Genomic DNA, 20,266 nt, shown 5'->3' with positions numbered 1-20,266 from the left:
TTTGGATCGATATAATACAAGAAAAATTGCTATCATTTTTTCAACAGAACGCGCCTCCCGGCGGTGCCCGACCATGCCTTCCAACCGTGTCCGCCTGATCCTGAAAACCGCTGCCGCCACCCTCGCCGCCGCCGCCGTGACAGCGGCCATCGGCGCCGCGCTGGTGCTCAAAAGCGGCTGGTATAACGTAGCTTCGACCGACCAGCATTTCCAGTTCGTCCACACCCTGCTCGAGCAGGGCATGCGCGACTCGGTGCGCTTCCACGCGCGCGCCGTGGCGTCGCCGAAGCTCGACAGCGCCGCCCGTATCGCCCGGGGCGCGCTGGTGTACCGCGACCACTGCGTGCAATGCCACGGCGCGCCCGGCGTGGCGCAACAGGACTTCGGCAAGAGCATGCAGCCGGTGCCTGGCCCGCTGGTCGACGCGGCGCGCCGCTGGCAGCCGGCGCAGCTGTACTGGATTACCAAAAACGGCATCAAGATGAGCGGCATGCCGGCCTGGGAATATCACCTGGCCGACGACGATATCTGGTCGCTGGTGGCCTTCATGGTCAAGCTGCCGGAACTGGCGCCGCCCGCGTATGCCGCCATGAGCGCGCCGTCCGCGCCGGCGGCCGCCGCACCGGCGCTGCCGGCGCGCTGGCAGGGCAATCCGCAGCGCGGGCGCGTCGCGCTGACCCAGTACGCCTGCAACGCCTGCCACGTGGTGCCCGGCGTGACCGGTCCCGAAACCTATGTCGGGCGGCCGCTGGCCGGCCTTGGCAAGCGCCGCTTCATCGCCGGGCACCTGCCCAACACCCAGGAAAACCTGGTGCGCTGGATCCGCGATCCACACGCCATCGACCCGCTCACCGCCATGCCGGCGCAGGACGTGAGCGAAGCAGACGCAGTCGACATCAGCGCCTATCTCCTGACCTTGCACTGAGAGGCTGAGAGTCTTTCGATCATGCCCGCTCATCACGCCAGAAAGCGCCCGCTCGTCGTTGCAAATGTTCGCCATAGCCCGAGCTATGGCTGTGCTTTGCGCCTAAGTAAGTGCGCATAAATTCTTGTAATTTACAGCTTCCATAAGCGGCGCCTTGCTGTGTTGCCCACCGCTAGCAGTGCTCGCACTGCGTCGCGGCGTGCGCCTTGCAAGGCATCCGCTTCTGTTCGCTATAAATCACAATAATTTCTGCACACTTACTTAGCCCGGCCACTCTCTGGCGCGCTGCTCGGGCAGGCCCGAAAAACTCTCAACCTCTGGGCCGCAGGCCGGCCTGCGCTACAATCGCGGGCGACTTTACGCTGTCCCCATTTAAGGAATACAAATGAAACTGGTTCGTTACGGCCGTCCCGGCAAGGAAAAACCCGGCTTGTTCGATGAAGAAGGACGCCTGCGCGACCTGTCTGGCGTCGTCGCCGATATCGATGCCTCGCTGCTGTCGGACAAGGCGCTGCGCAAGCTGGCCAAGATCGACTACAAAACGCTGCCGCTGGTGCGTGGCACGCCGCGCCTGGGCGTGCCGCTTCGCGGTGTGGGCAAATTCATCGGCATCGGCCTCAATTACGCCGACCATGCCGCCGAAACCGGCGCCACGCCGCCGCTTGAACCGATCGTGTTCATGAAGGCGATCACCTGCCTGTCCGGCCCGGACGATCCGCTGATGCTGCCGCAGGGTTCCAAAAAGACCGACTGGGAAGTCGAACTCGGGGTGGTGATCGGCACCCGCGCGCAGTATGTGAGCGAAGAAGACGCGCTCAATTACGTGGCCGGCTACTGCGTCGTCAACGACGTGTCGGAACGCTCGTTCCAGCTCGAACGCGGCCCCCAGTGGGACAAGGGCAAGGGCTGCGACACGTTCGGCCCGGTCGGCCCGTGGCTGGTCACGCGCGATGAAGTGATCGACGTGCAGCGCCTCGACCTGTACCTGGAACTGAACGGCAAGCGCATGCAGACCGGCTGCACCGAGACCATGATTTTCAGCGTGGCGCAGATCGTCAGCTACCTGTCGCGCTTCATGACGCTCGAGCCGGGCGACATCATCGCCACCGGCACCCCGCCGGGCGTGGGCGTGGCGCGCAGCCCGCAGCGTTTCCTGAAAAAAGGCGACACCTTGCGCTTGGGCATCGCCGGCCTCGGCGAGCAGCAGCAAGACGTTATTGCCTACACGAAAACCTGATCAGGCGCGTCCCCGCCAGCGCGATGCTTCTTTTATGTCAATACCGAGCTTGCTGCTGCGGTGACTTTTCGTAAGATTGCAATGCAAATATAGGAACACCATGCAGTCCAGCATGCCGAGATTCGGCGTGCGCGGCCTGCATGGACGGCTTGTTCCGGCCATGCCGGTCTTTCTCCTGTCAACCCGGAAGAAAGCGACCATGACCAGCTATCGCACCCCTTTCCTGCTCGCCCTCGCGAGCTGGGCGCTACCTCTGTACGCCACTGCCCAGACGATTCCCCACGGTAGTTATCAACTTTCCTGCAGCAATATTTCGGTCAACGGCGACAAGCTCAGGGCCAATTGCAAGAAGCTCAGCGGGGTCCAGCAAACCACCACGCTGGAAAAGATGGATGCCTGCGTGAACGCGATCCGCCAGTACGGCGACATCGGCAACATCGACGGCAACCTGATCTGCCTGCCGGACCTGCCGCGCCCGAACCCGGCGTTTGTGTTTCCCAAGGCCGAGACCCAGCTGAACCAGTGGATTTTCGGCGGCCTGGAAAACCAGATCCACCAGCATGGCTGGGGACTGTGGGCCGGGCTGACCCAGCCGGTCGGCAGCGTCGACGGCACCGTGGTGCGCGCGTTCGAAACCTGGACTTCGCCGGGCAACATCATTTTCCGCAGCGCGCCCGAGCGCAAGGCCGACGATGGCAAGGGCGGGCCGCTCGCGCGCCCCACGCTCGAGCTGCACCTGCCGCGCCAGTTCCAGCACGGCCACCGGCCGGCGGCGCGCGGCGCGAGCCTGGTATCGGCCGCAGCGCCCGCCCCCGGCAGGCCGGACACGGCGATCCTTGTGTCGGTGGCCTACAATCCGCCGGCCGCGCAGCATGCGATCAGCAACCGCCTGTTTTATGAGTCCACCCTCAAGCAACTGATGGCGCAAGGCTACACGGAGGTGCCGAATTTCCCTGCGAACGCGATCGTGATCAAGCCGGTATTCAAGATCATTCCCAAGAATGTGGAGCGTGGCATCTACGTCTTTCCGGGCTGGCCGGGACCGGGCGCCGCCAAGCCGAACAGCGGGTTCGGCGAAGCGGCCTGGAACAGTTGCGTGTATGTCGACATCAACCGTCCGATCGGCATCGGTGGCAACAGCAACGATGCGGGATGCGACCGGCGCACGCCGGCCAACACCTTCTATTTGAGCGACTTCATCCATACGCGCATCACGGCCGAGAACGCGCCCTTCCTGTCGGCCCAGCTCAACAAGCCGGTCGCGGCCGGCGACATCGCGATTTTGATCGGCATGCACATCACCTCGCGCGAAAACAAGATGTGGACCTGGCAAACCTTCTGGTGGGTGGCCGACCCCGACCGTCCGCTCTCGCCCAGTTCGCCCGCCATCGCCGGCGCGCGCCCCATGGCCTACCTGGACGGCGCGGCGCGCCACTATGCGATGTCGCTGGCCTACTCCACCGTCTCGCCGGCGCAGCCGATCACCAAGGGCAAGAACGTGGGCGCGCCGGTGTACGGCTACAACCCCTACCTGGAAGCCGGTTTCGGGCCGGATGTGTTCGCCGGCATCAGCCGCCCGATCAATGGCACGATCAACGCCAATACCGGAATCGAGTCGAACTGCATGACCTGCCACAACCTGGCGGCCTACGCGCCGGCGCCGAAACCGATCATGCCGTACGCCACCGACTTTTACATGAGCATTACCGATCCGATCTTCGACAATACGCTGCGCTCCGATTTTTCGTGGACCATTGTCGACCTGATCGTCAAGACGCCGGCCAATTAGGCGACCGGCCCGGCGACTCAGTCGAGCGCCGCCGCCAGCGAATCGGACAGGCGCGACACGATCTCCGACAGGTCGGCATCGGTGGCGATGAACGGCGGCGCCAGCAAAATATGGTCGCCGCGCACGCCATCGATGGTGCCGCCCATCGGATAGACCATCAGGCCATTGGCCATGGCCTTGTTCCTGACCGACGCGTGCAGCTTGCGGGCCGGGTCGAACGGCGCCTTGCTGGCGCGCTCTTGCACCAGTTCGAGGGCGATGAGCAGGCCGCGCCCGCGAATGTCGCCCACGTTCGGGTGCGCGCCGAACTCGGCCTGCAGCATGCGCCGCAGCGCTTCGCCGCGCAGGCGCACCGCCGCCAGCAGGTCGTCGCGCTCGATCACCTTCTGCACCGCCAGCGCGGCGGCGGCGGCCACCGGATGGCCGATGTAGGTATGCCCGTGCTGGAACGCGCCGCTGCCCTTGCGCAGCTGGTCGACCAGCGCGCGCTGGGCCAGCACCGCGCCGATCGGCTGGTAGCCGGCCCCGAGTCCCTTGCCGATGGTGATGATGTCGGGCGAGACGCCATCCTGCTCGATCGAATACATGGTGCCGGTGCGGCCCATGCCGCACATGACTTCATCGGCGATGAACAGGATGCCGTAGCGGTCGCACAGCTTGCGTACGCCACGGAAGTAGCCGGGCGTGGGCGCAATCGCGCCGCCGGTCGCGCCCACCACCGGCTCGGCCACGAAGGCGATGATGGTGTGCGGGCCGGCCGCGTGGATCTGTTCGTCGAGTTCGCGCAGCAGGGCGTTGGTGTACTGGTCCTGGGTCTGGTCCGGCAGGCGGTCGCGGTATTCGTAGCAGGGCGCCACGCGCGCCACGTCGATCAGGAGCGGCGCGAAGTGGCGGCGGCGCCACTCGTTGCCGCCCACGGCCAGGGCGCCGAGCGTGTTGCCGTGGTAGCTCTGGCGCCGCGCGATGAATTTGGTGCGCTGGGTCTGGCCGGTTTCGACAAAATACTGGCGCGCCAGCTTCATCGCCGTTTCCATCGCTTCCGAGCCGCCCGAGACAAGGTACACTTCAGTCAAGCCTTCCGGCGCGCCGGCGGTAAGGCGGTCGGCCAGTTCCTCGGCCACGTCGGTGGTGAAGAAGGCCGTGTGGGCGTAGGCGTTGCGGTCGATCTGGCGGTGCATCGCGCTGAGGATGTCCGGGTGGCCGTGGCCGAGCGACGACACCGCAGCGCCGCCGCAGGCGTCGATATAGGTCCGGCCCTCGCTGTCGCGCACCAGCATTCCCAGGGCGCTGACGGCAACCCGCGGAGTTTGCCGGAGATTGCGGTGAATCATGTGGCTCATATGGTCCTCATCATGAAAATTGTTGATGATTGACAATAAGCGGAGAACGTCGCCATTCTGTTGATCTACCCCCGGCCGCGTGCGAATATTTTTGTCTGCGGCAATAAACGCAACACATGAAAGGCAAGCGCATGATCGACCGACTCGGGCCTTTGGCAGTGCAACATCTGACGGCGGCGCAGCGGGCGGCGGCGCAAGCGATCATCGACGGGCCGAGGGGCGCGCTGTACGGCCCGTTCGTGCCGCTGTTGCGCAGCCCGGAGCTGATGGCATGCGCGCAGCGCATGGGCGAATACCTGCGCGTGCCGCAGCGATCGGCACGCGCCTGTCGGAGAACGCCATCCTGGTGACGGCGCGCGAATGGGACCAGCAGGTGGAGTGGGCGATTCATGCGCCGATTGCCGAGCGCAGTGGGATCGCGCCGGAGGTCGTCAAGGTCATCGGCGAACGGCGCAAGTCGCCGGCCATGGCGGCCGATAAAGCGCTGGTGGTCGATTTTTGCGTCGAGCTGCATCGCAGCAAGCGGGTCAGCGACGCAAGCTATGCCAATGCGCTGGCGCTGTTCGGCGAACAAGGCGTGGTCGATTTGATGGGGATCAATGGGTACTATACTTTTTTGGCGATGGTGATGAACGCCGCGCAAACGCCGGCGCCGCCATCGACGGCGGCGCCCTTGCCGGCGTAGCCCGGTGTCACGCCGGCAGCGCATAAGCCGGGATGGAAAGCGACTGTATGAGCATGCGTTGGGACGATCACTTTTTGGCGCGGGAGCGCGTTTATCGCGACCCCGGCCCGGCTTGCTTTAACGGTTTGCAGGCGGCACGCAAGCGCGTGGCCACCAATACGCGCGAGGATTGGATGTGGCTGGCGGACGCGCTGGGCGACGTGCGGCGCAAGTTTTTTGTCGCCATGGTGTTCAGATTGCAATCGGTACCGAGACGCCTGCTGGCGGCGTTGATCAGCGCCGCGGTGAGCGAACTCAATCCCAGCACCAACCAGTTCTACATCCGTCCCTGCGTGCGCACCTTTGGCACGAAGGAGGTCGTGACCCGCCTGCTGCGAATTGTCGAGGTGGGCTCGAACGAGGAGCAATGTGGCGCTGTGAGTGCGCTCTACTGGGCATATGGAAACGAGCGCGATGATGACCTGGCCGAACTGCGTCAGCGCCGGCAGCGCCTGTTGCTGATGCGCTTCATCGAGAACGAGAATGTCAACCTGCGCCGCCGGATCTTGCCGGCGCTCAGCTTCAATGCCGACAAGTACCCGGCCGAGCTTCAACCGCTTGTTGCGACGGCAATGGCGATCGCCCGCGCCCATCCTGATGAGTACATTCGCCATCGGATCGGTATTCAGACGGGGGAGGGCGGGCCGCTGATGCCGGTTCCATCCATGAGAGCGGCGGTGGAGGATCGGGCCGGCATGTCCTTCGCCGCGTCATCCGTGCCCAGCAGCGCTTCGCACGACTGGTCGTTGAATTATTCGACACGCGTGCTTGAATAGCAAGCAGCGCCTGTCCTGGGGACGCGCCGCAGCCAGCCTGCAATGGCAGCCAAGGCGGGCAGCGCCGATTTCAGCTGCCGTCGTCGGCAAGTTCCCGCATCACCGAGGGGGAAAATGCCGATTCGCCGAACAGGGCTTTTTGCTGATCAGCATTTAAGGGCTTGCCGGTCAGGGTCAGGTGAATTCTTCCGTTCACAGGAAGGATTTCGCGCCCGTCAGGAACTGCGGCGGCGGCAATTTTCTTTCGTAGTGTCGCCGATGCACGCTTGTATGTAGCAAGCTCATCTGCTTGCTGTTTACCTGGTGTCTTCATGGTATTCACTTTAAGTGTCGTTGCAGGAATAGTTGCTTTTATGTTTGTAAAAGCGGCTAACATGCTGCCAGTGTCTTCCAAATATAGTTTAGCAAAATTGACCATGATGGACTGTTCGCGCGCAAATGGAACTGCATTGGCCGCGCGCTACCGTATGTTTCCCACCACTCGGGACAGTGCGCAAGGACTTCTTGGACCGTGCGCAGGCCGTGCATCGTAGTATCCCGATGCCGGGTCATTTCCGCAACATGGACCGGGGCATCGAAACCGAGCTTGGGCCAGACCCAGTAGCCGATCAGCGCATCCGGATCGCCGGGCCGTAAAGGCCCGCGTCCGGCGCCATACAGGTGGATGCCGGAGAAGCCGAACCGATAGGCCGTGACCGCCATCAATCCGAACGCAACAGTACAAAACCTGGGCGGCGTTTCCGGGGACAGCATCATGCTGCCGATATGCAGCGCATCACACCAGACGCCCGGCGCTTGTTCCGATCGAAAAGCAATCACACTGTTCTGCTCGCCGTCCTTGACGAACGAGTTGATGAACTGAACGTTCATGCCGGGTGGTGCATTGCCATGTTCGTTCACTCGCAACGCCCATGCCGCCGACCCATCCGGAATCATGAAAAGGTGTGCGCTCTGTTTTTCAATGAGTTCAAGTATCGTGCCATCGTGTCGCTCCAGCGTGAAGCCATCGGACCGTTGCCCCCGCTTGTCATACAGTTCGCCCTGGAAGTAGTCGCGTGCGATGGGGTGGCCGAGCAGGATGGTCTCGATTTTCCTGATATTGTGTTCGTCGAACCGTGGCTCGATAATCATGATAGGGCCTCTGATGTGGTGTCGATGGGTGAGTTCATCAGCGCAGTACCGTAACGCTCGGGCGCGAATTTCAGAGTGGGAAAGTGAGTTCGCGGCAGCGCCGATTGCAGGGATGAGTTCAGCCAGCGTACTCGCCATTGGCGCGGGCGCACAGGGCGCTTTTGGGGAAACGGGCGGTCACTGTATCGTGGTCAATGATTGCCCGATCATATTGAACTTTCGTCGTGCGAGGCCCGATACGCCATCATCCGGACCCGGCAGTTCGGCGGATCCGTGATAGCAAAAAACCTGCGCATCGAAGGCACTTGGCAATCATGTCGGGAGTCGCATTCCCTGGCACTGGAGGCCCATGGGCAAGCCAAAAGAAGGAGATAAATGAGATTGGATCATCTTCTGACCGTCAACGCATATTATGACGGCGCACTGCTGGGTATCGCGGAACTCGACGGGGTCCCGCACATCTACCAGAATGGATCCATGTACGCGCTCGATGACGACGAGGCGGTGTATTTTCTGTCGCCGGTCGCGCCCGAGTTGCTGGCGCTGGTGATGGAAGACTGGGCCATCTGGCGCCGCTATCTCGCGGCGAGCGGAGCACCGGAAGCGGCCGATGCGCGGCACCCGGCGCTGGCCTGCGACCGTGAACGGCATGATGCTCTCGAACTGGCCATTGGGGACCGTCTCACGACCGATCCGCACAATCACAAGCGCTTCAAGGCCGATTTCTGGCCGCCGGCATCGCCAGCGGACCCGGGTGCCTTGTGGGACGGCCAGCGCGTCCGGTGGACACCGTGTGGCACGCCAGACATGCCGAAGCATCCGGTGCCTCGTTAAGCGAGCGCATGTTCCGCAGCGTCATCGGACTCAGGACAACGCAAGCTGATCGGTGAAGCAGCCGGCATGGCGCGTGCATGCAGTGCGCGGTGAGAGTCCGGACAGCGTACGCGGCGTCATGACGCGAACACAGAGCGCGCGCACGCCAAGTGGCGACGGCTGGAGATGGCTCAACGATTGAGCGGGGATAGTGAACTTATGCGGCCTGCGGGTCGCCGTCTTGCCGTGGAAGGGAACGGACCAGGCGGCCGATGCGTGGCACCGGCCGCGTCAAACAAGGAAGCGCCGCTTTAAGCGAGCGCTTCCTTCGCCGCTTCTTCCGGCGTCAAGCCATCGTAGAACTGGTCGGTAAACCACTCGACCTGTTCCTCGATATGGTCCTGCGCCTGCTTCTGGGTTGCGCCGCCGGCGACCAGGAAGCCTTCCACCTCGATGCACCAGTGAATCAGCGCCAGGGTTTCTTCGTCGAGTTCTTCTTTCTTGGCCATGTTGGCACCTCTTTCAGCATTTGTTGTCCGAGAAAGGATGATAACCGATCACTCGCCCAGGTCGGTGACCATGCCCCACTTGGCAAACTCCGGTTCGAACTCCGCCAGGGTCAGCTGGCCGACGCTGGTATGCGCCCCGACCGCCTCCAGCGTGCCCGCCTCCAGGCGACGCGCCAGCAGCACCGCCGCCATGCACGGAATTTCCGGCCCATGGTCGTTGTCGGCCGCGATATGCCAGGCGCGCTGCGCGGGCGCTCCGGCGGCGTCCACGCCATGCACGCGCACCACCATCCCGCCCAGCGCCGAGCCGAGGAAATTGAGGCCGTCGGCGGCGCGGTTGAGCAGGCCGGCGAAGCGCTCCGGATGGCGCACCAGCCCGAGCCGGCGCAGGCCCGCCAGCGCCGCCATGCCGCGCTGGCTGATGCCGGTTTCCAGCGCGGCGCGAAACATCACCGTCCGCACCCCTGCATAGTGGGCCGGAAACAGTTCGAGATCGGGAATGTCGCACAGCGACCCCAGGCGCGGGCGCAGGCGCGCATAGGCCACCATGACCGGCGCCGCCCAGCCCAGCTGGGTGGTCCAGCGCCCGTCCTGCCAGACCTGGATCGGCGCGCCACAATAGCTCAGCACGGCGGACATAGTCGCCACCCCGCGCGGCGCGGTCTGGGCCGGGGCGATGCACATATCGATCGAAGCAATGCTGCGCCAGCCCGCGCTCAAGTGGTCGACCACGGCCGAGGACATGGCCGGCACGCTGCTCGCGCCGGTGATCGCCGTGCGCTGCTGGCGGCGGAATGCATCGTCCAGCGCGGCCGGGAAGTCGCACACGAAGCGGCGGCCGTCGGCCAGGTCGATGTAATGGGCGCCGGCCGCGGCCGTGGCCAGGGCGGTGCCGTAATCCTGTTGCTGGAACGGGCCGGCGGTATGGATGACGAGCTCGGCCCCGAGCGCGCGCAGCGCTTGTGTCAGTTGAGGATCGTGGATGTCGATGCGGGCGGCTGCCGCGCCGTGTGCGCAGGCGCGGGCCAGGGCGCCGGCCTTGTCCAGGTCGCGCCCGGCGACGATCAGTTCGATGCCCGGGCTGGGCGCCAGGGCACGGCAGATGCGGGTCCCGAAGTTACCGTATCCGCCGAGAACGACCGTTTTCATGCTGGGTGGATCAGGCTGCGAGGGCCTTGGCCAGTAATTCGGCGACGACTTCATTGAGGTCGGCGTCGCGTTCCTTGGCCAGGGTTTGCAGTTGCAGCACCAAGTCGCTGTTGAGCTTGACGGCGAAGGGAACCAGGCCGAGCGCCTGGTCGCGCTTGCGCTGTTCGCGGCGGTCGACGATGGCGTTGTCGGCGTTGCCGAAGCCGGCCGCGCCGGGGGCGACCATCTTGCCCATCAATTTTTTGGCGTCACTCTTTGCCATGCCGGTTTTTTTCATTGTCTGCCTTTGCTATCAAAGAACGCATTCTACGCGCTCTTGGGGGTGCGGACGACGGCGCAGCCGATGGCGCGCGAAAATCAGCCCAGGACTTTCTTGAGCCAGACGCCGATATGGTCGACTTCTTCCTGGCACAGCGAATGCTGCATCGGGTAGTCGTGCCATTCGACCTGGTAGCCCAGCGCGGTGAGCAAGTCGCGCGAAGCCACGGCGCGGGTCATCGGAATCACGCCGTCGTACTGACCATGCACCTGGAAAATCGGGGTCGCCAGGCTCGCTTCCGAACGCTCGGCGGCGATCTTGTCGGCCAGCGGCACATACCCGGACAAACACATCAGCCCGGCCAGCTTTTCCGGATGGCGCAAGCCGGTCTGGAGCGTCATCGCGCAACCCTGCGAAAATCCCGCCAGGATGATGCGCGAGGCGGGAATGCCACGCGCTTTTTCACGCGCGATCAGCGCTTCGATCTGCACTTGCGAAGCGCGCAGGCCGGCTTCGTCTTCGCGCCGGCCAATGTCGGCGTGGACGATGTCGTACCACGAGCGCATCACGTAACCGTTGTTGATGGTCACCGGCATCGTGTTGGCATTGGGGAAGACGAAGCGGATACCCGGCAAGCCCGTCAGGTCGAGTTCGTTCGTCATCGACACGAAGTCGTTGCCGTCCGCGCCCAGGCCGTGCATCCAGATAATGGCCACCGTCGGGTTCGGGGCAGTGACGACTTCGATCGTTTCTAACAGTTCGCTCATGCGTTGTTCTCGGTGGGCGGCGCCGGACGCAGCGCCGATTTCGGCCGGAATGCCTTGCACACGGCCGGGTTGGTGTCGATATACGGTCCGCCGATCAGGTCGACGCAGTAAGGCACGGCCGCGAAAATGCCGCCGACCAGTTGCTTGCCGTCAGCATCTTTCAAGCCTTCGAGGGTTTCCTTGATCGCTTTCGGCTGGCCCGGCAGGTTCATCACCAGCGCGCTATGGCCGTCGGTTTCGCGGATCACCGCCGTCTGGCGCGACAAAATCGCGGTCGGCACGAACTGCAGGCTGATCTGGCGCATCTGCTCGCCGAAACCGGGCATTTCTTTGGTGCCGATGGCGAGCGTGGCTTCGGGCGTGACATCGCGCCGCGCCGGGCCGGTGCCGCCGGTGGTCAAGACCAGGTGGCAGCGCGCCACGTCGACCAGTTCGACCAGGGTCGCTTCGATGCGCGCCCGTTCGTCGGGAATGAGGCGCGTTTCGAGGCGGTACGGCGTGGCGAGGGCGGCAGCCAGCCAGTCGGCCAGCGCCGGCAAGCCCTTGTCTTCGTAGACGCCGCCGCTGGCGCGGTCGGAAACCGACACCAGGCCAATGATCAGCTCAGGCGCCAACTCAACCGCCAGCTCGGCCGGATTACGCGTCGTCGGACTCGTCATCGATCGGCTCGCCGTCTTCGTCCTCGTCCTGGCTGGCCGGCTTGGCGGCGGCCTTGCGCTTCTTGTCGATATCCTTGAGGATCTGGTAGATCTCGCGGTAGGCTTTCGGCGGCTTGTTCTCGGCCTGTTCCTTGCGCGCGTTGCGGATCAGGGTGCGCAGATGCTGCACATCGAGTTCCGGATTTTCTTCGAGCAACACGGTCAGGGCCTTGTCGTCGGCCAGCAACTTGTCGCGGCGGCGTTCGAGCGCGTGCAGGGCCGCGGTATCGGCCTTGGACATGCCTTTCCAGCTGTCGATGGTGCGCTGGATGACGGCCACTTCTTCCTCGTCGAGGGTGCGCATTTTCTTGCCGACGAATTGCATCTGGCGACGCCGTCCCTCGTGGTTGGTGATCAGCTGGCACGCCAGGATGGCGTCGCGCACGTCTTCCGGCATGGGCACGCGCTTGACGCGGTCGCGCGCTTCGGCGACCAGTTCTTCGCCGAGCTTTTGCAGCTCGCTCATCTGGCGCTTGAGCTCGGACTTGGAAGGGCGTTCGTATTCTTGTTCGAACTCGGAGGATTGGAAGCCGCAGGCGCCCCGGTTTGGATTTGGCATGATATGGTTCCGATAGGCGTAAAGCCGACCAGTAAAAACTGTAAACGACTGCTATCATACCCGTTTAACCGGACAGCCGAAGAAAACCACACATGAACGACTCCGTCTTTATCCACACCCAGGATCAGCTGCAGCAGCTGGCGCGCGACGTTTTGGCCTTTGCCAGGGAGATCGGTGGCACCGATGCCGCCGTCGATATCAGCGAGGGAAGCGGGCTGGCGGTGTCGGTCCGGCGTGGCAAAATCGAGACGATCGAGCAAAACAAAGACAAAGGCATGGGCGTGACCGTGTATATCGGTCAAAAACGGGGCAACGCCAGCACGTCCGACTTTTCCCCGGCGGCCCTGCGCGCCACCGTCGACGCGGCCTACAACATCGCCCGCTTCACGGCTGACGACGACTGCGCCGGCCTGGCCGACGCCGACATGCTCGAAACCAAGCCGCGCGACCTGCGCCTGTGCTACCCGTGGATGATCTCGACCGAAGACGCCGTGGTTCTGGCGCAACGCGCCGAAGCGGCCGCATTCGACGTCGATGCGCGCATCACCAACAGCGAAGGCGCCAGCGTGCACGTGCAGCAGTCGCACTTCGTGTCGGCCAATTCGCGCGGTTTCGCGGGCGGCTATCCGTTTTCGCGCCACACCCTGTCGGTGGCGCCGATCGCCGGCAAGGGCGCCAAAATGCAGCGCGACGACTGGTACACCTCGGTGCGCGATCCGAAAAAGATGGCCCAGCCCGAAGCGGTGGGCCGTTACGCGGCCGAGCGCGCGCTGGCGCGCCTGAACGCGCGCACGCTCGATACGCGCACCTGCCCGGTGTTGTTCGAAGCGCCGCTGGCGGCCGGCCTGCTCGGCTCCTTCGTGCAGGCAACGTCGGGCGGCGCGCTGTATCGCAAGTCGACCTTCTTGCTCGATTCGCTGGGGCAGTCGGTCTTCCCCTCGCATATCCAGATCCTGGAAGACCCGCATGTCATCGGCGGGGTCGGTTCGGCCCCGTTCGATGAAGAAGGCGTGCGCACCGTGCGGCGCGACGTGGTCAAGGATGGCGTGGTGCAGGGCTATTTCCTGTCGTCGTATTCGGCGCGCAAGCTGGGCATGAAAACCACGGGTAACGCGGGCGGGTCGCACAACCTGACCATGAGCTCCACGCAAACCAGGCGCGGCGACGACTTCGCCGGCATGATCAAGAAAATGGGGCGCGGCCTCCTGGTGACGGAACTGATGGGCCAGGGCACCAACTACGTGACCGGCGACTATTCGCGCGGCGCATCGGGTTTCTGGGTTGAAAATGGCGTGATCCAGTACCCGGTCGAAGAAATCACCATCGCCGGCAACATGAAGGATATCTTCCAGCAGATCGTCGCCATCGGCAACGACGTGCTTATCCGTGGCAACAAGCAGACCGGCTCGATCTTGATCGAAAAAATGGTCGTCGCCGGCGGCTGAACGTCCTCATGTTCTTCCCGCGTGGGCCACAGTGCCCACGCTTTACCCCTTCCGCATCCCACGCTTTACCCCTTCCGCATCCCGCGCCTGCTCCTGTAAGACTGCTGTAAGATAAATTACGTTGCATGCTTGCCTAGACGCAAATACACTAGCCCAGGCACCATGACACTGGTGGTATTTCCGTGACGTAAACCCTTCAGGAGACACAGACATATGGAACGTCGTTCCTTTATTAAAAAAGCGGCAGTCGGCGCTGCCGCCGGCGCAGTCGCCGCACCGGCGCTGGCCCAGTCGCTGCCAACGATCAACTGGCGTCTCGCCAGCAGCTTTCCCAAGTCGCTCGATACCATCTTCGGCGCGTCCGACATCCTGACCAAGCGCGTTTCCCAGCTGACCGGTGGCAAGTTCAACATCCGCTCGTTCGCGGCCGGCGAAATCGTGCCGGGCCTGCAAGTGCTCGACGCGGTCCAGGCCGGCACTGTGGAAATCGGCCACAGCGCGTCCTATTACTATTTCGGCAAGGACGCCACCTTCGCCTTCGACTGCGCGGTCCCGTTCGGCCTGACCTCGCGCCAGCACACCGCCTGGTACCAGGAAGGCGGCGGACGCGAACTGACGCGCAACTTCTTCAAGGGCTATGGCATCGTCAACTTCCTGGGCGGCAATTCCGGTACCCAGATGGGTGGCTGGTTCCGTAAAGAAATCAAGTCGGTGGAAGACCTGAAGGGCACCAAGATGCGCGTCGGCGGTTTTGCCGGCAAGGTGCTCGAGCGCCTCGGCCTGGTGCCGCAGCAACTGGCCGGTGGCGACATTTATCCCGCGCTGGAAAAAGGCACGATCGATGCGGCCGAGTGGGTCGGTCCTTACGATGACGAAAAACTGGGCTTCTACAAGGTCGCGCCGTATTACTACGCGCCGGGCTGGTGGGAGGCGGGCGCGAGCTTCTCCTTCTACGTCGGCATCAAGGAGTGGGAAAAGCTGCCCAAGGAATACCAGGCTGCGCTCGAATGCGCCACCTACGAGGCGCACGTCGGCATGCAGGCCGAGTACGACGCCAAGAATCCGGCCGCGCTGGCGCGCCTGATGAAGAACGGCGTCAAGCTGCGCACCTTCTCGAAAGACATCATGGATGGCTGCTACAAGGCGGCGCAGGACGTGATGAACGAGGAAGCGGCCAAGAATGCCAAGTTCAAAACCATCTACGAGCCGTGGAAGCGATTCCGCCAGGACCAGAACATGTGGGCCTCGGTGTCGGAAGCGGCCATGCTCGACTACATGATCAAGGCCGGCAGGAAATAAGTCCAGCGGACTCCTCGTCGTTCCCGCCAAGGGTTGCCTTGGCGCGGGAACGACATCGGCTCACCCAATTCATCAACTATGAAACGAATCCTCTTCCTCGCCCTCCTCGCCGGTGGCGCCATGTATGCCTGGAAAACCGGGCGCCTCGGCGGCGGCGGTGACGGCGCGTTCGACAAGGACGGCAAGCCGGCCGTGATGCTGTTTACCAGCGCCGAGTGCGGCGACCCGTGCGACAAGATCCGCAGCGAGCTGAAAAAACGCGTCGCCAGCTTCGAGGAGGTGATCCTCACCGAGCCGAACAGCAAATACCGCGTCAACGCCATGCCGACCGTCATCGCGGGCAAGCAGCGCAGCGTGGGCGACGATGTGCACAAGCTCGCCGGCATGCTTGGCGAGGTGCTGGGCAAGGAGGCGCTGACGCGGCGCGAACGCATCGTGCTGGCCAATCACTTCGACGCGCAGGACAAAGCCAAGGTGGTGTTGTACGGGACCAAATGGTGTGGCTACTGCAAGGCGCAGCGCGAACTGTTCGAGGAAAAGAAGATCCCCTTCGAAGATGTCGACGTCGAGGCGTCCGAAGCGGGCCTGATGGCCTACAACGCACTTGAAGGCAACGGTTATCCGCTCACGTATGTGGGCTACCGGCGTTTCGGGGGATTCAACGAGTCGGAGATCCTGACGGCGGTCAAAGAACTCAGCGACAAGCCGCAGGCCGGTCTGCGCTGAGCGCGAACGGGCCAGAGGAAAGGGCGCCCTGCAACGGCAGGGACGCCCTACGGGACGCCCCTAAGGGACGCCCGCTCAATCAGAAGCGGTAACCGACACCGACGGCGATCAGCACAGGATCGACTTTCACGGTGCTCACTTTGGCGCCGGCGATCATCACATCGCTGCGGATGTTGATGCGCTTGACGTCCAGGTTGAGCGACCAGTTTTTATCGATCTTGAAATCCACGCCGGCTTGCACAGCCAGTCCCACGCTGTCGCTTTCCAGGTCGCCCGCGCCGTTGAGCAGTTTGACCTTCGAGATGCGCGTGTAGTTGATACCGGCGCCCAGGTAAGGCTTGAACTGGCCGATCGGGTTGAAGTGGTACTGGCCCAGCAGGCTTGGCGGCAGGTGCTTGAAGGTGCCGATCTTGGCGCCGTCGAGCATCACGTCATGTTTTTGCGGATAGGTCAGCACCAGTTCGGCCGCCAGGTTCGGCGTAAAGAAATAGCTGACATCGAGTTCCGGAATCGTCTTGTCGGACACCGAAATACGGTCCGATGCGCCCACGCCACCAACCGGCGAGGACTTGTCGGCCGGGCTCAGGTGCGCGGCGCGCGCGCGCACCAGCCATTGTCCATCTTGCGCGTGAGCTTCAACGCCGACCAGGCCCAGCATGCTGACTGCTACTGCTGCTAACAATTTGCTCTTCATCACAACTTCCTTCTTCGTTTGTCATTGGGTATGACTGAAGTTTATTGATTGGCCTCAACAAAATCGTTGATGTGAATCAAAAAATCGAAGCAATGATGAAAAGCCGTATCGGGTCAGGCCGGCTGGCGCAGCGCCTGCAAAATCGGTTGCAGCACTGCCGCGCCAAGGCGTGCGCTGCGCGCGCCGTCCCAGCCGCAGATCGGATCGGGATCGTTGGCGTTGTCCTTGAACGGCAGCTCCAGCGTCAGCGACAGGCAGCCGAAGGCGTGCGTGATGTGCGGCGAACCCATGGTGATGGTTTCGTCGGTGTAGGGCGAGTCGCCGTAGCCGTGCACGTCCTGGAAGTCCGGGCTGGCGATCTTGAAGTCGTCGGCGAAGCGCTTCTCTTGCGCGGCCTGGGCCGGTGTAAAGGTCGGCAGGGAGGCGCTGCCGGCCACGAACACGTACGGCAAGCCTTCATCGCCGTGCACGTCGAGGAACAGGTCGCAGCCGGTTTCCAGCATCTTGTTCTTGACCACGAACACTTCAGGGCTGCGCTCCATGGTCGGCGTATTCCACTCGCGGTTGAGATTGGCGCCGGCCGCGTTGGTGCGCAGGTTGCCATGCACCGAGCCGTCCGGATTCATGTTCGGCACCACGTAGAACACGGCTTCCTTGAGCAGCTGGCGTCCAAAAGCGTCGGCCGGGTCGAGCAGGGCGTCGAGCATGCCCTCGACAAACCACTCGGCCATGGTTTCGCCCGGATGCTGGCGCGCGATGACCCAGACTTTCTTCTTTGCGGCCGGGTCGCCGATCACCAGCACGTTCATGTCGCGCCCTTCCACGCTGCTGCCCACGTCTAGCATGCGCACCTGTTCCGAGAGCTGCGCGCGGTCCAGCAGTTCAAGGTGGCGTTCCCACGAGTAGGGTTCGAAGTAGGCGTAGTAGACGCTGTCCATCTCGGGCGTGTGGGAAATCGTCATGACCTGGCCGTCGAAGCTGGTGGGCACGCGGAACCACTCCACGCGGTCATAGCTGGCCATGGCCTGGTAGCCTTCCCAGCCGGCCGGGTAGGCGCTTTTTCCCGCGTTCAGGAAGCGGATGGTGCACGCCTCGCCCTGCGCGCCTTGCAGGCGGAAGTAGAACCACTGGGTGATGTCGGCGTGCGAGTCGCGGCGGATGTTCAGGTCGATCGAAGAGGCGCTGGTGGCGCTCACGATATCGATGGCGCCAGCGTCGAACTGGCTGCTGATTTTGATAGACATGGTGTGTCCTTGGCTGGTCAATGAGAGGCGCGGCGGCTGCGCGCGCGAGGCGTCATGATACGCCTTCGGATTAAACACGGTTAATAGGGCGAAAATCGCCCGCATTGCGCCTTACGCTGTTGTTTTGAAAACAGCGAAGGAAAACAGCGATGAACAAGACCTATCACGGCAGCTGCCACTGCGGCGCGGTGCGCTATGAAGCCGATATCGACCTGAGCCAGGGCACGAGCAAGTGCAACTGCTCGATCTGCGCCAAGACGCGCAACTGGAATGCAGTGATCAAGCCCGACGCGTTTCGCTTGCTCACCGGTGAGGATCAGTTAAATACGTACCAGTTTGCGACCAAGAGCGGGCATTATCTGTTTTGCAGGCAGTGCGGCGTGCACTCGTTCGGACGCGGATACGTGGAGTACCTCGGTGGGGCGCTCGTGTAGGTCAATGTGATGGCGCTCGACGATGTGACGCCGGAAGAGCTGATCGCGGCGCCGGTGGCGTATCTGGATGGCTTGAACGATAACTGGGCCAATCCGCCGGCGGAAACGCGGCATTTGTAGGGCTGGCCCCGATCGGCAAGATTCGCACTACCGCGTCGGTCCTCGCTGAAGGCCGCCCTGGCGCGCGGCGAGGTTCATGCGTTCGGCTCTGGTTCGGGTGCTGCGTTGCCGGTCCTTCTCAGCAGTCGTAATTCATGCTGTCGCGCGGGTACGCCATCGGATTGCGGATCGCCTCCAGCGTCAGGTCCAGGTCGAGCTCCGGCCAGTACACGCGCCCGGTGCTCACGCACTTGACCCGGCAGATCTGCGCAATGGTCGCGTGTTCGAACAGGGGAAACTCCACGAACGGCAAGTACAACTCTTCCTCGCCGCATTGCAGCCAGAAGCCGTGCGGGCTCAGGCTCGTCACTTCGGCGCAGGAAAAATAGATGCCATTCATAGTCAATCCCCGTTAAGTATTTTACCCAGGCAGGGTTGCCCGTATCGAAGGTATCAAATGCGCCAGGCGATTCGTTTGACCTGGCTCAAGTGATCCTGAATTTACTTCCGACCTATCGAAATCAGATAGTTTTGCATCGTCTGTTCCGACACCGAGGCCCACATGTTCTGGTCCTGGCGGAACCGCTTCCACGGCTCGTACACCTTTTTGAATTTGGCGTTCCTGGCCGCTTCCTCTTCCATGACCGCGGTGGAGATCTTGTACGCCTCGTCCATGATCGCCTTGGAAAAGGTATGCAGCTTGGCGCCGTTCTTGATCAGGCGCGCCAGCGCCGACGGATTTTTGGTGTCGTAGGCGGCCTGCATCGTCACGTGGCATTCGAAGCTGGCCGTTTCCACCGCCGCCTTGTACTGCGCGGGCAGCTTTTCCCATTCCTTGATGTTGATGTAGAACGACAGCTGCGGCCCCGCCTCCCACCATCCCGGCGTGTAGTAGTGCGGCGCCACCTTGGCCAGGCCCAGCTTTTCATCGTCGTACGGACCGACCCACTCGGCCGCGTCGATCGTGCCTTTTTCGAGCGCCGCATACACGTCGCCGGCCGGAATCTGCTGCGGCACCGCGCCCATGCGCTCCATCACGCGGCCGGCGAAACCGGCGATGCGGATCTTCATGCCCTTGACGTCTTCCAGCGACTTGATCTCCTTGCGGTACCAGCCGCCCATCTGCGTGCCGGTGTTCCCGGCCATGAAGTTGATGATGCCGTAGCCCTTGAAGAAATCGCGCATCAGTTCACGCCCGCCGCCCTGGTCGAACCAGGCGGTCTGCTGGCGCGAGGTGAGGCCGAACGGCACCGCGCAATCGAACGCGAACGTCGGGTCCTTGCCGAAGTAGTAGTACGACGGCGTGTGGCCCATCTCCACCGTGCCCGCCTGCACCGCGTCCATCACCTGCAAGCCCGGCACGATGTCGCCGGCGGCGAACTGGCGGATCTGGAAGCGACCGCCCGTCAGTTGCGACACGCGCTTGGTGAACGCTTCGGCCGCGCCGAAAATGGTGTCGAGCGACTTGGGAAAGCTCGACGCCAGGCGCCATTTGACTTCAGGGTTGATCTGCGCGAACGCCGGCGCGGCGATGACGCCTGCCGTCGCGCCGATGGCGCTCTTGGTGAGGAAGGAACGACGTTGCATGACAGTCTCCGAGTTTTTTAGTATGTCTGAGGGACGTGCGACCCATTGTAGCCGCATGTGCG

22 protein-coding genes and 1 pseudogene are annotated in these 20,266 nt (G+C 63.1%); 10 read left to right on the top strand and 13 right to left on the bottom strand.

Annotated features, from left to right (window positions below; all coding sequences use genetic code 11):
- The first annotated feature begins 73 nt into the window (after positions 1–73).
- From F2P46_RS08330 to F2P46_RS08320, 3 genes are all read left to right on the top strand, one after another.
- Positions 74–925 (top strand): c-type cytochrome, encoded by an 852-nt coding sequence (locus tag F2P46_RS08330; RefSeq protein ID WP_166887412.1) that lies wholly within the window; start codon positions 74–76, stop codon positions 923–925.
- A 385-nt stretch (positions 926–1,310) separates the two neighbouring features.
- Complete coding sequence (locus F2P46_RS08325) at positions 1,311–2,162, top strand: fumarylacetoacetate hydrolase family protein (protein WP_166887409.1); 852 nt, start codon at positions 1,311–1,313, stop codon at positions 2,160–2,162.
- Between the two features lie 199 nt (positions 2,163–2,361).
- A complete protein-coding gene (locus F2P46_RS08320; RefSeq protein WP_166887406.1) occupies positions 2,362–3,951 on the top strand; it encodes a hypothetical protein in 1,590 nt (529 codons plus the stop codon).
- Positions 3,952–3,968: 17 nt separating this feature from the next.
- On the opposite strand, the gene F2P46_RS08315 is transcribed toward F2P46_RS08320, so the two are convergent.
- Positions 3,969–5,291: an aspartate aminotransferase family protein gene (locus F2P46_RS08315; RefSeq protein ID WP_166887403.1), complete on the bottom strand. Its 1,323-nt coding sequence runs from the start codon at positions 5,289–5,291 to the stop codon at positions 3,969–3,971.
- Between the two features lie 131 nt (positions 5,292–5,422).
- Between F2P46_RS08315 and F2P46_RS08310 the strand changes: the two are divergent.
- Together F2P46_RS08310 and F2P46_RS08305 are read left to right on the top strand one after the other, a co-directional pair.
- Positions 5,423–5,976 (top strand): annotated as a pseudogene (locus tag F2P46_RS08310) (carboxymuconolactone decarboxylase family protein).
- Between the two features lie 47 nt (positions 5,977–6,023).
- On the top strand, positions 6,024–6,791 hold the full coding sequence (locus tag F2P46_RS08305) for a hypothetical protein (protein WP_166887400.1): 768 nt from the start codon (positions 6,024–6,026) through the stop codon (positions 6,789–6,791).
- Between the two features lie 70 nt (positions 6,792–6,861).
- Here F2P46_RS08305 and F2P46_RS08300 read toward each other — a convergent pair whose 3' ends face one another.
- On the bottom strand, positions 6,862–7,167 hold the full coding sequence (locus F2P46_RS08300; protein WP_166887397.1) for a hypothetical protein: 306 nt from the start codon (positions 7,165–7,167) through the stop codon (positions 6,862–6,864).
- Positions 7,161–7,922, bottom strand: coding sequence for a hypothetical protein (locus F2P46_RS08295; RefSeq protein ID WP_166887396.1), 762 nt, complete (start codon positions 7,920–7,922; stop codon positions 7,161–7,163). Before F2P46_RS08295 ends, F2P46_RS08300 begins: the two co-directional genes overlap by 7 nt.
- A 375-nt stretch (positions 7,923–8,297) precedes the next feature.
- Between F2P46_RS08295 and F2P46_RS08290 the strand changes: the two genes are divergently transcribed.
- Positions 8,298–8,756 carry a hypothetical protein gene (locus F2P46_RS08290; RefSeq protein WP_166887393.1) on the top strand — a complete coding sequence of 153 codons (459 nt, stop codon included), beginning with the start codon at positions 8,298–8,300 and terminating at the stop codon, positions 8,754–8,756.
- Between the two features lie 290 nt (positions 8,757–9,046).
- Here the strand turns inward: F2P46_RS08290 and F2P46_RS08285 are convergent, their stop codons facing one another.
- From F2P46_RS08285 to yjgA, 6 genes are all read right to left on the bottom strand, one after another.
- Positions 9,047–9,244: a hypothetical protein gene (locus F2P46_RS08285; RefSeq protein WP_054268373.1), complete on the bottom strand. Its 198-nt coding sequence runs from the start codon at positions 9,242–9,244 to the stop codon at positions 9,047–9,049.
- A 48-nt stretch (positions 9,245–9,292) separates the two neighbouring features.
- Complete coding sequence (locus F2P46_RS08280; RefSeq protein ID WP_166887391.1) at positions 9,293–10,393, bottom strand: saccharopine dehydrogenase; 1,101 nt, start codon at positions 10,391–10,393, stop codon at positions 9,293–9,295.
- A 10-nt stretch (positions 10,394–10,403) separates the two neighbouring features.
- Positions 10,404–10,670 (bottom strand): hypothetical protein, encoded by a 267-nt coding sequence (locus F2P46_RS08275; RefSeq protein WP_166887388.1) that lies wholly within the window; start codon positions 10,668–10,670, stop codon positions 10,404–10,406.
- 80 nt (positions 10,671–10,750) lie between these two features.
- Positions 10,751–11,419: an alpha/beta hydrolase gene (locus F2P46_RS08270; RefSeq protein WP_166887386.1), complete on the bottom strand. Its 669-nt coding sequence runs from the start codon at positions 11,417–11,419 to the stop codon at positions 10,751–10,753.
- Positions 11,416–12,078, bottom strand: coding sequence for a molybdopterin adenylyltransferase (gene mog / locus F2P46_RS08265; RefSeq protein ID WP_166887383.1), 663 nt, complete (start codon positions 12,076–12,078; stop codon positions 11,416–11,418). Before mog ends, F2P46_RS08270 begins: the two co-directional genes overlap by 4 nt.
- On the bottom strand, positions 12,056–12,676 hold the full coding sequence (gene yjgA, locus F2P46_RS08260; RefSeq protein WP_166887380.1) for a ribosome biogenesis factor YjgA: 621 nt from the start codon (positions 12,674–12,676) through the stop codon (positions 12,056–12,058). Before yjgA ends, mog begins: the two co-directional genes overlap by 23 nt.
- Before the next feature lie 92 nt (positions 12,677–12,768).
- Between yjgA and pmbA the strand changes: the two genes are divergently transcribed.
- The 3 genes from pmbA (at position 12,769) to F2P46_RS08245 (ending at position 16,146) form a co-directional block, all read left to right on the top strand.
- On the top strand, positions 12,769–14,121 hold the full coding sequence (gene pmbA, locus F2P46_RS08255; RefSeq protein WP_166887377.1) for a metalloprotease PmbA: 1,353 nt from the start codon (positions 12,769–12,771) through the stop codon (positions 14,119–14,121).
- Between the two features lie 213 nt (positions 14,122–14,334).
- Complete coding sequence (locus tag F2P46_RS08250; RefSeq protein ID WP_166887374.1) at positions 14,335–15,420, top strand: TRAP transporter substrate-binding protein; 1,086 nt, start codon at positions 14,335–14,337, stop codon at positions 15,418–15,420.
- A 78-nt stretch (positions 15,421–15,498) separates the two neighbouring features.
- Positions 15,499–16,146, top strand: coding sequence for a glutaredoxin family protein (locus tag F2P46_RS08245; RefSeq protein WP_166887371.1), 648 nt, complete (start codon positions 15,499–15,501; stop codon positions 16,144–16,146).
- 79 nt (positions 16,147–16,225) lie between these two features.
- On the opposite strand, the gene F2P46_RS08240 is transcribed toward F2P46_RS08245, so the two are convergent.
- Together F2P46_RS08240 and F2P46_RS08235 are read right to left on the bottom strand one after the other, a co-directional pair.
- Positions 16,226–16,840, bottom strand: a complete 615-nt coding sequence (locus tag F2P46_RS08240) for an OmpW family outer membrane protein (protein ID WP_166887368.1) — start codon at positions 16,838–16,840, stop codon at positions 16,226–16,228.
- 113 nt (positions 16,841–16,953) lie between these two features.
- Positions 16,954–18,084 (bottom strand): M14-type cytosolic carboxypeptidase, encoded by a 1,131-nt coding sequence (locus tag F2P46_RS08235; RefSeq protein WP_166887365.1) that lies wholly within the window; start codon positions 18,082–18,084, stop codon positions 16,954–16,956.
- Positions 18,085–18,233: 149 nt separating this feature from the next.
- Between F2P46_RS08235 and F2P46_RS08230 the strand changes: the two genes are divergently transcribed.
- Positions 18,234–18,518, top strand: a complete 285-nt coding sequence (locus F2P46_RS08230; RefSeq protein ID WP_306667677.1) for a GFA family protein — start codon at positions 18,234–18,236, stop codon at positions 18,516–18,518.
- Between the two features lie 238 nt (positions 18,519–18,756).
- Here the strand turns inward: F2P46_RS08230 and F2P46_RS08225 are convergent, their stop codons facing one another.
- Positions 18,757–19,017, bottom strand: coding sequence for a DUF2442 domain-containing protein (locus F2P46_RS08225; protein ID WP_166887362.1), 261 nt, complete (start codon positions 19,015–19,017; stop codon positions 18,757–18,759).
- Between the two features lie 101 nt (positions 19,018–19,118).
- On the bottom strand, positions 19,119–20,204 hold the full coding sequence (locus F2P46_RS08220) for a TRAP transporter substrate-binding protein (protein WP_166887359.1): 1,086 nt from the start codon (positions 20,202–20,204) through the stop codon (positions 19,119–19,121).
- Positions 20,205–20,266: the final 62 nt, after the last annotated feature.

The sequence above is a fragment of the Massilia sp. CCM 8734 genome (genome assembly GCF_011682155.1).
GTDB lineage: Bacteria > Pseudomonadota > Gammaproteobacteria > Burkholderiales > Burkholderiaceae_D > Telluria_A > Telluria_A rubra.
The sequence above is the reverse complement of the archived record's forward strand: the minus strand, read 5'-3'. Positions and strand labels throughout refer to the sequence as shown.

Bases quoted from the DNA above. Each gene is read 5' to 3' on its own strand.
- F2P46_RS08270 (WP_166887386.1), bottom strand. From the start codon at position 11,419: ATGAGCGAACTGTTAGAAACGATCGAAGTCGTCACTGCCCCGAACCCG.
- F2P46_RS08290 (WP_166887393.1), top strand. From the start codon at position 8,298: ATGAGATTGGATCATCTTCTGACCGTCAACGCATATTATGACGGCGCA.
- F2P46_RS08280 (WP_166887391.1), bottom strand. From the start codon at position 10,393: ATGAAAACGGTCGTTCTCGGCGGATACGGTAACTTCGGGACCCGCATC.
- F2P46_RS08225 (WP_166887362.1), bottom strand. From the start codon at position 19,017: ATGAATGGCATCTATTTTTCCTGCGCCGAAGTGACGAGCCTGAGCCCG.
- mog (WP_166887383.1), bottom strand. From the start codon at position 12,078: ATGACGAGTCCGACGACGCGTAATCCGGCCGAGCTGGCGGTTGAGTTG.
- F2P46_RS08240 (WP_166887368.1), bottom strand. From the start codon at position 16,840: ATGAAGAGCAAATTGTTAGCAGCAGTAGCAGTCAGCATGCTGGGCCTG.
- F2P46_RS08220 (WP_166887359.1), bottom strand. From the start codon at position 20,204: ATGCAACGTCGTTCCTTCCTCACCAAGAGCGCCATCGGCGCGACGGCA.
- F2P46_RS08250 (WP_166887374.1), top strand. From the start codon at position 14,335: ATGGAACGTCGTTCCTTTATTAAAAAAGCGGCAGTCGGCGCTGCCGCC.
- F2P46_RS08330 (WP_166887412.1), top strand. From the start codon at position 74: ATGCCTTCCAACCGTGTCCGCCTGATCCTGAAAACCGCTGCCGCCACC.
- F2P46_RS08300 (WP_166887397.1), bottom strand. From the start codon at position 7,167: ATGTTAGCCGCTTTTACAAACATAAAAGCAACTATTCCTGCAACGACA.
- F2P46_RS08305 (WP_166887400.1), top strand. From the start codon at position 6,024: ATGAGCATGCGTTGGGACGATCACTTTTTGGCGCGGGAGCGCGTTTAT.
- yjgA (WP_166887380.1), bottom strand. From the start codon at position 12,676: ATGCCAAATCCAAACCGGGGCGCCTGCGGCTTCCAATCCTCCGAGTTC.
- F2P46_RS08230 (WP_306667677.1), top strand. From the start codon at position 18,234: ATGAACAAGACCTATCACGGCAGCTGCCACTGCGGCGCGGTGCGCTAT.
- F2P46_RS08275 (WP_166887388.1), bottom strand. From the start codon at position 10,670: ATGAAAAAAACCGGCATGGCAAAGAGTGACGCCAAAAAATTGATGGGC.
- pmbA (WP_166887377.1), top strand. From the start codon at position 12,769: ATGAACGACTCCGTCTTTATCCACACCCAGGATCAGCTGCAGCAGCTG.
- F2P46_RS08245 (WP_166887371.1), top strand. From the start codon at position 15,499: ATGAAACGAATCCTCTTCCTCGCCCTCCTCGCCGGTGGCGCCATGTAT.
- F2P46_RS08320 (WP_166887406.1), top strand. From the start codon at position 2,362: ATGACCAGCTATCGCACCCCTTTCCTGCTCGCCCTCGCGAGCTGGGCG.
- F2P46_RS08315 (WP_166887403.1), bottom strand. From the start codon at position 5,291: ATGAGCCACATGATTCACCGCAATCTCCGGCAAACTCCGCGGGTTGCC.
- F2P46_RS08325 (WP_166887409.1), top strand. From the start codon at position 1,311: ATGAAACTGGTTCGTTACGGCCGTCCCGGCAAGGAAAAACCCGGCTTG.
- F2P46_RS08235 (WP_166887365.1), bottom strand. From the start codon at position 18,084: ATGTCTATCAAAATCAGCAGCCAGTTCGACGCTGGCGCCATCGATATC.
- F2P46_RS08285 (WP_054268373.1), bottom strand. From the start codon at position 9,244: ATGGCCAAGAAAGAAGAACTCGACGAAGAAACCCTGGCGCTGATTCAC.
- F2P46_RS08295 (WP_166887396.1), bottom strand. From the start codon at position 7,922: ATGATTATCGAGCCACGGTTCGACGAACACAATATCAGGAAAATCGAG.